Source organism: Flavobacterium aestuarii, from assembly GCF_040049115.1.
In the GTDB taxonomy this organism is placed as follows: domain Bacteria; phylum Bacteroidota; class Bacteroidia; order Flavobacteriales; family Flavobacteriaceae; genus Flavobacterium; species Flavobacterium aestuarii.
Window position 1 is genome coordinate 1 of record NZ_JBDLZZ010000032.1, and the last position, 12,303, is coordinate 12,303.

Consider the following 12,303-nt stretch of genomic DNA (forward strand, 5'->3'; position numbering starts at 1 on the left):
CAGACGGTATTTTGGAGACAAACTCTTTGACAGACTAGTAATTGCGAATATAACAGGTGCATAAACGGATAATCAGATGCTTTTTTATCTTTAAGAATAAAAAAAGGGAAAATCGTACAGATGTTTCTTAGTCCAAATTCGTTACTGCTATAAGTGTTTCGTTTTGTTTTATCTCCAAAAAGAGGCTGTAAAAAAGCAACATCTTTAATAGAGTCTTCGACAAAATTGCAAAACATCTCAATACCCATATTCCGGTATAAAATGGGTGTTTTATAATATCTGTCCATTTCGGCTATGGCCGCATTCCAACGCATATTTGTACCATAATTCAACCCGTCAGATAAATCTTTGGAACAAAACCATGATGCTGGCCAATCGGAATGATTGTAGTAATTGTTTAACCCTTTTGGTAAAATATTTTTCGCAGAATTAATAGACTTGCAGACTTTTTTTGGCAGTATTAATGCTCCTGAATAAGGAGGTCCTGTAAAGTATTTGCTTCCTGTGATTGTAATAATATATCCTTTATTTAAATAATTCTGAATGTCTGCTGGATCTAATCTAAGCTGTGATGCATCTATAATAATCTGCATGGACAAATTGTCAAGAGTATTCAGGCTTTTAATGATTTCTTCGCTTGGTGACTGATACCCTAATTTTGATTGATCCATTACATGCAATACAACATGCCTTCCTCTTTTGTTAGTTTTTGAAATAGCAGAAAAAACTTCTGAATCCAGTAGAAATGAAGATTTTAATTCACCGTTTTCATCTCTTAAAGGGATTTTAATCAAGTCAATATCTCTAAATCCTTCAATTTTTTCTCCTTTTGCAACTGGATGATTTAAAGCTGTGGTATTCTCAAAATGACATCCCATTAATGCCGAGGGAACGCCACTGCCAGTTTCATCAGAGGCTACTAAAACATGTGTGATTTCTTTATCAGAAATAATCTGTGTAATAGCAGCAATCTGAAGAGCCGAATCGGTTCCTGAGGGTGAAAAAATGATTTGGCATTCATCACTTATTTTAAGGGTTTTACGAAGGTTGTTTTTCAGCAGTTCCGAAAAAGCAATAGTGGCATTTTTGAACCCTTTTTTTAAGCTGTTTTGAATTAATATACGTCTGATTTTGTCTGTTTTATCAAAAGCAAAATTAGAGATGCTTGTTGCAGTTGACGATGCAAAAGTAAATGCATCTGGTCTAGGAAATGGCCGGCAGCCATACTTGTTTAACAACTCTATTTCGTCAATATTTAATCTAAGATCACCGCCTGACATTAATAAATATTCAGTTGGTTTTGCCAGATTTTCAAGAATAGGTTCCCATGATTTTTCAAATGCTTTCCTGGAACTGTTTATTCCATGTATAGATTCCAGTTCTCTGTTCTGTATTAAAGATGCAATATCCAATGGCTCCTCATTTTTAATGATGTCAATTAAAAAATGATTGCGTTTTTTTAATTTTTCCTTGTCCTCTTTTGGCAATATTTCATAAAAAATTTTGGTGACTTTTAGAGCCGCTATATCGCATAAAAGTGTGTCTGATTTATCTTTTCCTAGAGCTTTGTGCCAAAGCTGCCATTCTACTCCATATCTTAAATAAATTAACGCTAAAACGGGTTCGTCTAAAAAAGATGAACCAATTATAATTGATTTGTTGGGAACAATTTGAAATAAATAGGGTTCGTTATTTGAAGTAATGATGTTTATGTTATTGATCTTTGGCACAGTATTAAATCTCTTTAAAACCCTGACCAAATAACTTATGTTTTCTTTTTCAAATAGACGGGTTCTTTTATATTGATTTTCAATAAGTATATTATTTGTCATTTGTGATATAATTAAAGCTTTAAAGGTATCTAAAATTGTCTGCTTTTGCAGTTGATGTAAGGAAAAATTGAGATGCTTATGAGTAAAAAAGCAAAGATAAACGTTAGGAAATAAAATGAATTATTTTGGACAGATGACTATCATTTTAAATTTATTATTTTTTAATATTATAAATGACTGCAGACATGTTCTCGGTGATGGTGACAGCCTTCGCCCGAATCGGTTATTTTGCCTTGCAAAAAATTTTCGACAAGCTGAAGAATATGTCCTGAACAGCCACGATAAACTTCAATTTCATGATTTTTAAGCACATTTAATGCACCTGCTCCCATATTTCCTCCAAGTATTACACTGACACCTTTTTCTTCTAATATGGTTCCAATATTGCTTTTACAGCCACAGCCCTGCGGTGAGGGCAATATTTCAGTTTTTTCAATCTTTTTATTTTTGTCTATTGTAAATACAGTGTATATATTACAATGTTCAAAATGGTTATCGACAACATTTCCGCTTGCTGGTACTGCTGTTTTTAGCATAATGGTTTTTATTTACATGATTTGAATTCGGGTGGGTATTGATTTATTTCTCCTTTTTTTGATAAATACAGCTGATGATGGTAACTTCCTTCTCGAATTAATTTTCTTCCGCATTGCTGACAATCATTATCTCGGCAAGGCTGTCCTTTAGTATGAGGAATCCGTGTATTGCAATGCAGGCAGATGCAGTATTCATTACTATTACTTGTTTCCATTAGGTGTTATTTTTTTATTTAATCTTCGTAAAAAATTAGAGTGGCAGTAATTGCAGGATCCAGCTTCTTCTTTGTGGATGTTCAATTTTAAGCAATTTTCACACTTGTACCAGTAATCGTCTGTGTGGTAGTTCCCGCCTTCAATAAAAATTGCTTTGCCTTCAACAAAAGCTTTAGCTATTGCTCTCCTTGCTTTTTCATATATCCGTGTGAAGGTTGGTCTTGAAACGTTCATTTGTTGGGCGGATTGTTCATGTGTTAATCCCTCGTAATCTGAGAGCCGTATCGATTCATATTCTTCGTACAGCAATATAACAGGTTCCAAATCTTTCATGGCAATTCCAAAAGGCCTGAAACCTTCCATTATTGGTGGGTTTACAATAGTTCTATTTAGCTTCGGTCGTGGCATTATTTAGTTGCTGTTATAATTAATTAAGAGTTTAATGTGTCGCAAAAATACAAATTATAATGAACATTTGTTCATTATAATTTGTATTTTTGTTACTAATAGTTTTGTAAAATTGTTTAATGATTTTGTCTTTTATAGACCGATAAATAACATTAAAATTCAAATAAATAATTTCACCCAAAGAGTAAAAATATTCTTTATTTCAATACCAACAATCAGATTTAAATGAACAACTCAATATTCCCTTTTAAAGCACTTCACCAGAGGTGCTTTTTTATTTTTTTTATGCTGATTTACCCTGTGTAACTATTGTTACTGTGTGGGCTTTTTTCCTAATATACCTTTGCTTTCAAATTAATGAATCAGCAATCGTATGAAATCGCCAATAACAACAAGTTTGCGTAAGCAAATACCAATGAATAAAAAGGCGATAATATATGTGACCGATGATAAATAAAATTTACACATATGAAAAATAAAAGCACATTTTCCTTATTGGCAATCCTGACGTTTTCCTTTTATGGATTCGGTCAGGATACATTGAGTATTTCCAAAAAAGATTTGTTTCAAAAAATGACCGATAAAAACCTGCAGATTAAAATCGCCGAGAAATCGTATGAATCGGCAATGGCTGATTATCATCAGTCCAATTCGTTGTTTTTACCAAATGTTTCGGTTTCTCATACCGCAATAGTTACTACAAATCCATTGATGGCATTTGGTTCCAAACTGAATCAGGAAATTTTGACCCAGGCCGATTTTAATCCAGCCTTATTGAATAATCCTTCGCAAACCAAAAACTTCGCCACTTTAATCGAAGTGCAGCAGCCCTTGATTAATCTTGACGGATTGTACGGCAGAAAAGCAGCCAAATCAAAAATGGATGCGTTCCAATTGCAGACCGAACGTACCAAAGAATACTTGGAACTGGAAGCAAACAAAGCGTTTATGCAGCTGCAGCTGGCTTATAAAGCGGTAAAAGTTTTGCAAAAAGCTGCTGCTGCTGGAAAAGCCAACTTGAAATTGGTGGAAAATTATTTTAAACAGGGAATGCTGCAAAAAACTGATTTACTAAACGTTCAGGTTCGTGTGAATGAAATCAGTGATCAATTGCAATCGGCCAAAACAAATGTGCAGAATGCTTCGGATTACTTAGCTTTTCTATTGAACGAAGACAACAGTAGTAAGCTATACAGGCCTTTGGAAGAGCTGGAAAATGAAATTGTTATCACCTCGGCAAACACTACACTTTCGGCCAACAGAAAAGACATTCAGGCAATGGATAAATCTACAGAAGCCTATTCCAGAATGTGGCAGTCGAGCAAAATGAATTTTCTGCCCCGTCTGAATGTTTTTGGGAGTTACCAAATGTATGATGATGTATTATTTGGAACCAATGCCAAAGGATATCTGGCAGGAGCGCAATTGACCTGGAATGTTTTTGACGGGTATAAATCCATAGGAAAAATGGAAAAAGCCAAAGCCGATTTCAACAAAGCCGAAGCCGAAGTGCAGCAATACAAAGCGCAAAGCCAAATGGAACTGAACAAAACCAATCGTCAGCTGGCTGATGCCGAAAACAAAGTTAAACTTTCAAGACTTGCTTTTGAACAGTCACAGGAAGCATACCGAATCAGAAGTAACCGCTTTGCACAGGGATTGGAAAAAACAACCGATTTACTGCAATCAGAAACCTTACAGTCACAGAAAGAGCTGGAATACCTTCAGGCTGTTTTTGAATACAATTTCACACAGGAATATTTACGGTTTTTGACCAAATAAAACGCCAATTCCAATGATAATTACAAGAATCAATATCAATCTTAAAAATAGTATAATGAAAAACTTTATTTTCAAATCAGCACTAACGATTTCGTTTTTGACCTTGCTGATTTCCTGTAACGGAGAGAAAAAAGAAGCAGTCCAAAATGAACCTGCCATTGCTGTGCAAGTGAGCGGAACGGCATCAGGAGGCAACAGCTCGTTTGTAACGGCAAGCGGTAAAATTGAAGCACAGAATAGTGCGGACTTAAGCACCAGAATGATGGGTTATGTAACTAAATTGAATGTGCGCGTGGGACAGAAAGTAACTGCTGGTCAGTTATTGATAAGCATCAACAACACCGATTTACAGGCAAAAAAAGCGCAGGTGGATGCCAGCATTCTTCAGGCGACAGCAGGTTTTAACAATGCCAAAAAAGATTACGAGCGTTTTGCCAATCTGTTCAAACAGCAGAGTGCTTCACAAAAAGAACTGGATGACATGACTGCCCGTTACGAAATGGCTAAGGCCGGACTGGAAGGTGCCAAACAAATGAGAAACGAAGTAATGGCTCAATTTTCATACTCAAATATCACTGCTCCGTTTTCTGGAGTGGTAACCAGTACTTTCGTGAAAGAAGGAGATATGGCCAATCCCGGTATGCCATTGGTTAGCATAGAAGGCGCTTCTAAACTGCAGGTTACGGCAATGGTTTCTGAGGGTGATATTACTTTAATTAAAAACGGAATGTCAGTAAAAGTATTAGTAAAATCATCGAACAGAACTCTGACCGGAAAAGTAAGTGAGGTGAGTTGGTCTGCCAAAAACACTGGCGGACAATATTTGGTAAAAATTAATCTGGACAAAACCGATTCATCAATATTATCAGGAATGTTTGTGAACGTCCAATTTCCGATTGCCAGCAAATTACCGGCAATTGAGCAGACAAACAAAGTGCTGGTACTGCAATCTGCCTTGGTAAAACAAGGACAATTGACAGGTGTTTACACCATTGGAACGGGAAGTGTGGCTGTTTTGCGATGGCTGCGAATCGGGAAAACTTTTGGGAATGAAGTAGAAGTTTTATCCGGTTTGTCTGCCAATGAGCAATATATCATTACTGCCGATGGTAAATTGTATAACGGTGCTTTGGTCAGTATTCAGTAAACAATTGGCAGTAGGCATTCAGTAATCACAGTTTGCAGTTTCTGCTTGACATGAAACTTCAAACCTCAAACTTTTAAACAAAAAAGAAATGCAAGAAGGAATTTCAGGAAAAATAGCCCATTTTTTCATCAACTCTAAACTAACCATTTTATTAATGGCAGCCTTGATGATAATTGGTGTATATAGCTCGTTTCTTATCCCAAGGGAGGAAGAACCACAGATTAATGTTCCTATGGCCGACGTAATGGTGGGTTATCCCGGAGCGAGTCCAGCGGAAGTGGAAAGCCGTGTGGCCAAACCGCTGGAAAAAATTATTTCGAATATCAAAGGAGTAGAGCATGTGCATACGATGGCCATGAACGGTCAGGCGATGCTGATTGTACAGTTTTATGTAGGTCAGGACGTGGAGCGTTCGTACGTAAAATTGTATGATGAGCTGGCGAAACACGAAAACATGTTTCCGCAGGGCGTTTACAAACCAATGGTAAAAACCCGTTCGATTGACGATGTACCCATGCTGGCGCTGACGCTTTGGAGCGAAAAACAAGACGGGTTTCAGTTGCGCCAGATTGCCGAAGAAGTAACATCTGAAATCGAGAAAGTAAAAGATGTTGCCATTACTAAAGAAATAGGAGGTCAAAACCGTGAATTGAAAGTGGTTTTGGACAAAGACAAGATGGCTGAAAATGGCCTGGACGCATTGGGAATTATGCAGATGATTCAGGCTAATAACGGCAGTTCCCAGTCTGGAAGTTTTGTACAGAATGACAAAGAATTTCTGGTTACGACAGGTCAATTCTTATCAAATGCTGAGGATGTAGAAAATCTGGTTGCAGGTGTCAGCAAAAACAGGCCTGTATATTTGAAACAGGTGGCGAGAATCCAAGACGGACCTTCAACGCCCAGTAGTTATGTGTCTTTTGGTTATGGCAAAGCCAATGAGAAATTCAAAACCGCAAAATCAGAATATCCAGCCGTTACGATCTCGATAGGGAAAGTAAAAGGTGCCGATGCGATGAAAATTTCGGAGAAGATTATAGAAAAAGTAGAACATTTAAAGAAGAATCTGATTCCGAATGATGTTCAGGTCGAAGTAACCCGTAATTACGGCGAAACCGCATCGGACAAAGTGGGCGAGTTATTGCTGCACTTGGGGATTGCTATTATTGCCGTAACTATTTTGGTAATGCTGGCTATGGGCTGGCGTGGCGGATTAGTGGTTTTCTTTTCGGTTCCGTTAACCTTTGCATTGACTTTGTTTGCATATTATCTGCTGGGCTATACTTTAAACAGGATTACACTTTTTGCCTTGGTTTTCGTGGTGGGAATTGTGGTGGACGACAGTATAATCATTGCCGAAAACATGCACCGCCATTTCAAAATGAAACGGTTGCCATTTAAGCAAGCTGCTATTTATGCGATCAATGAGGTAGGGAACCCAACTATCTTGGCGACCTTCACGGTTATTGCGGCAATCCTGCCAATGGCTTTCGTATCAGGAATGATGGGGCCTTATATGAGTCCGATGCCGATTGGCGCTTCTATTGCGATGTTGCTGTCTTTGTTTGTAGCATTGACCGTAACGCCATATTTGGGTTATCATCTTTTGCAGGAAAAAGAAGAGCAGGAATACAAAACAGCCGAAGGATTGGAAACCAGCTGGATTTATAGAATTTACAGCAAATTCGAGCGTCCGTTTCTGGAAAATAGTGGTAAGAGAAAAATATTACTGCTGTTAACTATAGTATTGCTGTTAGGGTCTGTAGGAATGTTTTTTACCAAATCAGTATTAGTAAAAATGCTCCCTTTTGACAACAAAAATGAATTTCAGGTCGTAATCGATATGCCTGAGGGAACAACTTTGGAGCGTACAGCGGCGGTAACCAAAGAAATTGCCCAGTATTTATCCACTAAACCAGAGGTGGTTTCATATCAGAATTACATTGGGACATCGGCTCCAATAACTTTCAATGGATTGGTTCGTCATTATGATATGCGTGGCGGAAGCAATATGGCTGATATTCAGGTAAACCTTTTGCACAAAGAAAAAAGAGATATGCAAAGTCACCAGATTGCAAAAGCTATGCGTCCCGATATTCAGAAAATCGCCAAGAAATATGGTGCCAATGTAAAACTGATTGAAGTACCGCCGGGGCCTCCAGTATTGTCAACTTTGGTGGCCGAGATTTACGGGCCTGATTATAAAGAACAAATCAAGGTAGCCAAACAGGTAAAAATGATTTTGGAGAATACCCCAGATATTGTGGATGTCGATTGGATGGTTGAAGATAACCAAACCGAATACAAGCTCGAAGTGGATAAAGAAAAAGCAATGCTAAACGGTATTGCACCGCAGCAGGTGGTGGGAAATCTCACTTATTTATTAAAAGAATATCCGGTTTCTAATCTGTATGACGAACGTTCCAATGATAATGTAGGGATTGTGCTTTCGCTTGACGACAAAGACAAAACCAGTTTGCAGGACATTCAAAACCTGAAAATAAAAGGCAGTCAGGGAAATATGATTCCGGTTAGTGATTTGGTAAAAGTGAAAAATGACACTTTGCAGAAAACCATTTATCGCAAAGACCAAAAACGCGTGGTGTATGTAACGGCCGATATGGCAGGAGCATTGGAAAGTCCAGTGTACGCTATTTTGTGGATGAACGAAAAGCTGGCTAAAATGAAATTGCCAAAAGGATTCAAAGTGAATGAACTGTATATGGAACAGCCAGCAGAAGAAAGTGATTTCACTGTAAAATGGGATGGAGAATGGCAGATCACGCTCGAAGTCTTCCGAGACCTTGGTGTGGCGTTTATGGTGGTTATCATAATCATTTACATGCTGATTGTGGGCTGGTTCCAAAACTTCAAAACTCCAATCGTGATGATGCTGGCTATTCCGCTTTCACTCATCGGAATTGTGTTGGGACACTGGCTGTTGAATGCTTATTTTACAGCAACATCATTCATTGGTATGATTGCTCTAGCGGGAGTAATGGTCAGGAACTCGGTACTGTTGATTGACTTCATCGAAATACGGCTCAATGAAGGTGTTGCCCTGAAGCAAGCCATTATTGAAGCTGGGGCCGTACGAACTACACCAATTTTATTGACAACAGGAGCTGTTGTAATCGGGGCCTCGATTATCCTGTTTGACCCAATTTTCCAGGGATTGGCCATTTCACTTGTATTTGGAGCAATCATTTCTACGATACTGACGCTGATTGTGGTGCCTTTGATTTACTATATTACCGAAAGAAAAAAATGGGAAAAATAATTTCAGTTTCTGGTTTAGGGTTGATGGTTAATTCCTAAACCTTAAACTATAAGCTACTAACAATAAACTTTTAAAACATGAAACTACTTATTATAACTGCCATATCAGAATTTGACAGTGACATCAAACAAATGCTGAAACAAGCCGATGTAGAAACTTTTACCGGCAAAGAAGTAAAAGGGTACAGGAACCATTCGAGGGATAGTATTGAAAACAGCTGGTTTGCTTCAGAAATCACAGAAACTGAATCAATATTGTTTTATGCCTTTGTAAAAAAAGAAAAAGCCGACAAGGTATTTGTTTTAGCAGAAGAATTTAATAAAAAACAGCAGACCGTTTCCAAAATCCATGCCGCGGTTTTAAACATCGAAAAATCCAATTAATTAAAATTTTAAATCATGAAAAACAGAATCATCCGGGCAGTTGCCGGAAGTTTTATACTTATAAGCTTATTGTTGTCAATATATGTTAATCAAAACTGGCTTTGGTTTACCGCTTTTGTAGGTGCCAATTTATTACAGTCATCTATAACCAAATGGTGCCTGATGGAAGATATCCTGACAAAATTTGGTGTAAAGGATTAAACAGTAAAATGTTTCTTTGTTGTTTTTGATAGGTGCAGCAAAATTAGTCGTATATTTTATAAAGGACAAAAACTGGAATACGATTCCAAGTAAGTTTCTTGAATTTTATCGATACTAATGCAGACATTTTCAAAAGTGAGAATTTATAATTGTGGTGTCCGATAACAATTTATACTATTACAGGGTATTTATCGAAAACATACAATGAGAAGTGTTTTTTATTCATCTGAACTTGCTAATGAACGGAAAAAGACAGTTTGGGGTATCAAAAAAAGAGATGATTTTACAATCATCCCATCCAGTGGAAGAGTATGCTGCCGGACTTGCATTCGGAGGGTGTCAGGAATTCTCGCCAGTGCTGGTGCGGTTGCCAGCTTTTAGATATCCCAGCTACTCAAAATTATCATTAAGAAGCACAAAAAAATAGCTTAATCCCAGCTGTAGTGATTTTGGGTTAAGCGAAATGAAAGCCAGATCATAAGATCTGGCTTTTTGTTTTAAAGGCTGATTGGAGTGGGGTGCGGGATGTAATATTGAACAGTAAGGAAGTGGATGTTATTTTCCACTTTCAAAGTAATACTACATATTTTATCATCATGCTCACCGTCCTTTTTTAAATAAGTTCCTGCTTTGCTGTTCTAAGGTTTGCCTGGGTAAACCAAAGCCACTTTCTTAGCATCAAAATATTCATGGTAGACATACATTTGTCGCAAATCATCAGGAGATGGATTGCAGCCATTTATATTTTCCATTAGTATCTAATACAATATTACCGTTATCTGTTTCAATGTAATATCTGGTTTCATTGATGTTCTTCAGCCATTTTCTGGTTTCCAGAAAAACTCAGAAGTTTGTGCTTTTGCTTTATTGAAATTTGTTTTTCTTTAAACTCACATATATAAATTGTTCCCAAAGCATGTTCATATCAAACATTAGAGTCAAGACAAGGTTTCTTCCTTTGCTTACATCGAGATGGTATTTTAGTAATAGTAGTTCAGCAATTTCGATGGCTTTTTCATAGTGTTGGTTTTTTCTATTGTAAATCAATTTTTCAAAAGTAGTATTTGACACTTTTATATCCGGCATTTCGTGAAAATGCAAAAGTAAAACTCTAATGCGGCTATAACTCAATGTATAAATCTAAAATGGTATTGGGTTTTATTTTTAAATTACTTGAGGCATTACAGCTAGGATTTAGTTGAGTGCGCAGCACCAACAATGAAACCCCTTTTGAACGGAACCGATTAGATGTCCGTTACACTATGGATTTGCCGTAAAAGAGATTCGTAATTTTTCAAGATGATTTTAGAAGAGTGATTTTTTTGTGGGTACGAGTGCGACACTCGCACTAGTCAAATGATATATGAAGCTTGTTATTGTAGTAATTTACTTGAATATGCTGTATTCTTAAAAATACGAAAATTCCTGTTTTGAAAGAACTTTTTTATTATATTTGATTAAGCAGAAACGGAAGTTTTTTTATAGACTGACGTTACAGCCAATGCTAAAAAGACAGCGACAGTAAACAAAATGAACGACAGAAATAAAATGCCAACTGCACATTCAGGCACATTCGCTTGCCCCTACACGCAGGTGACCACTTCGCAAGCAAAAGAGCCTGAATTTTTGCCAACGCACAGAAAGTAATTAAAAATGGCAGACATTTCTCAAATACTAAATACTCTCAACACTTCACCAAGTGTTGGTTTGTTGCGTTTAAGAAATAGAGAAATGATTATTGAATTTATAGTAAGGATTTTTTTAAATAAACAAAGTTACATTTCGTCCGAAAATATTCACTCTCAACTAGCCGACTTTTTAGAAGGGCAGAGAATTGAAATTGACGAAGAAAGTGAACTAGTTACATCTGAAATTAGTGATTTATTTTTGGAAAAGACATTTTGAATAATTTCATTTTTTAACCAAAAATCAAGTGAGCTACTTGTTCATATTTTAATCCTGCATAAGAACAAAACTCATCTATTGTTAAGAACTCATTTCCAAGCTTGTTGAGGTCAGTTTTTGCCTTTTGCATTAATCGGGTACTTTGGCGATAACTCTTTCCTGTTATGCGCTGTATGTCTTTCGGATAGATGCAAACTCTCTGTTTTTCATTTTTCATACACTATCTATGTCTTTGACTAGCCTTTGATTAAGCTTAAACTTACTGGTTGAGACAGTTTAGACTTATTACAAAAGTAAGAATTTTTCAATATAATTTCATTTGCAATTTACTAATGATTTATAACGCTTTTAAGCTGTCTTTTATGTCGATTTAAGACGTTTGTGCCACTTTAAGACATATGGCACTTTCTATTCTTTTATATTCTGTTTAATTGATTAAAATTTGTTCCATAATCAATCGGATGATGTTGCAACAGAAAGATGATTTAGAGTAAAGTTTAATCTAAATTTTTGAAATTATGGCAAGACAGAAAGGCTGGACATGCTAACTTAGCGAGCACAAAAAGTTAAGAATAAATCTTACTTTTAACTTATGAAACAAGTGCGCAAAATT

12 protein-coding genes are annotated in these 12,303 nt (G+C 36.7%); 6 read left to right on the forward strand and 6 right to left on the reverse strand.

Annotation, left to right across the window (positions count from 1 at the left end):
* The 4 genes from ABEG11_RS18645 to ABEG11_RS18660 form a co-directional block, all read right to left on the reverse strand.
* Window positions 1–1,832, reverse strand: a 1,832-nt coding sequence (locus tag ABEG11_RS18645; protein ID WP_348825702.1) for a hypothetical protein, incomplete at its 3' end; no start/stop codon positions are given.
* 167 nt (window positions 1,833–1,999) lie between these two features.
* Window positions 2,000–2,368: a NifB/NifX family molybdenum-iron cluster-binding protein gene (locus ABEG11_RS18650; protein ID WP_348825703.1), complete on the reverse strand. Its 369-nt coding sequence runs from the start codon at window positions 2,366–2,368 to the stop codon at window positions 2,000–2,002.
* Window positions 2,369–2,376: 8 nt separating this feature from the next.
* Window positions 2,377–2,583, reverse strand: coding sequence for a hypothetical protein (locus ABEG11_RS18655; RefSeq protein ID WP_348825704.1), 207 nt, complete (start codon window positions 2,581–2,583; stop codon window positions 2,377–2,379).
* Complete coding sequence (locus tag ABEG11_RS18660) at window positions 2,570–2,992, reverse strand: DUF134 domain-containing protein (protein WP_348825705.1); 423 nt, start codon at window positions 2,990–2,992, stop codon at window positions 2,570–2,572. The genes ABEG11_RS18655 and ABEG11_RS18660 overlap by 14 nt, the downstream gene beginning before the upstream one ends.
* Window positions 2,993–3,460: 468 nt before the next feature.
* Between ABEG11_RS18660 and ABEG11_RS18665 the strand changes: the two genes are divergently transcribed.
* From ABEG11_RS18665 to ABEG11_RS18685, 5 genes are all read left to right on the forward strand, one after another.
* On the forward strand, window positions 3,461–4,774 hold the full coding sequence (locus ABEG11_RS18665; protein WP_348825706.1) for a TolC family protein: 1,314 nt from the start codon (window positions 3,461–3,463) through the stop codon (window positions 4,772–4,774).
* A 55-nt stretch (window positions 4,775–4,829) separates the two neighbouring features.
* The gene (locus ABEG11_RS18670; protein WP_348825707.1) at window positions 4,830–5,921 is read left to right on the forward strand and encodes an efflux RND transporter periplasmic adaptor subunit; all 1,092 of its coding nucleotides are present in this window, start codon (window positions 4,830–4,832) and stop codon (window positions 5,919–5,921) included.
* Between the two features lie 88 nt (window positions 5,922–6,009).
* Window positions 6,010–9,201: an efflux RND transporter permease subunit gene (locus ABEG11_RS18675; protein ID WP_348825708.1), complete on the forward strand. Its 3,192-nt coding sequence runs from the start codon at window positions 6,010–6,012 to the stop codon at window positions 9,199–9,201.
* Between the two features lie 77 nt (window positions 9,202–9,278).
* Complete coding sequence (locus ABEG11_RS18680; RefSeq protein WP_348825709.1) at window positions 9,279–9,584, forward strand: hypothetical protein; 306 nt, start codon at window positions 9,279–9,281, stop codon at window positions 9,582–9,584.
* 15 nt (window positions 9,585–9,599) lie between these two features.
* On the forward strand, window positions 9,600–9,785 hold the full coding sequence (locus ABEG11_RS18685) for a YgaP family membrane protein (RefSeq protein WP_315255787.1): 186 nt from the start codon (window positions 9,600–9,602) through the stop codon (window positions 9,783–9,785).
* An 864-nt stretch (window positions 9,786–10,649) separates the two neighbouring features.
* Here the strand turns inward: ABEG11_RS18685 and ABEG11_RS18690 are convergent.
* Complete coding sequence (locus tag ABEG11_RS18690) at window positions 10,650–10,916, reverse strand: 5-methylcytosine restriction system specificity protein McrC (RefSeq protein ID WP_348825710.1); 267 nt, start codon at window positions 10,914–10,916, stop codon at window positions 10,650–10,652.
* A gap of 522 nt (window positions 10,917–11,438) precedes the next feature.
* On the opposite strand from ABEG11_RS18690, the gene ABEG11_RS18695 reads away from it, so the two are divergent.
* Window positions 11,439–11,690, forward strand: a complete 252-nt coding sequence (locus ABEG11_RS18695) for a hypothetical protein (protein ID WP_348825711.1) — start codon at window positions 11,439–11,441, stop codon at window positions 11,688–11,690.
* 13 nt (window positions 11,691–11,703) lie between these two features.
* Here ABEG11_RS18695 and ABEG11_RS18700 read toward each other — a convergent pair whose 3' ends face one another.
* The gene (locus ABEG11_RS18700) at window positions 11,704–11,907 is read right to left on the reverse strand and encodes a hypothetical protein (protein ID WP_348825712.1); all 204 of its coding nucleotides are present in this window, start codon (window positions 11,905–11,907) and stop codon (window positions 11,704–11,706) included.
* Window positions 11,908–12,303: the final 396 nt, after the last annotated feature.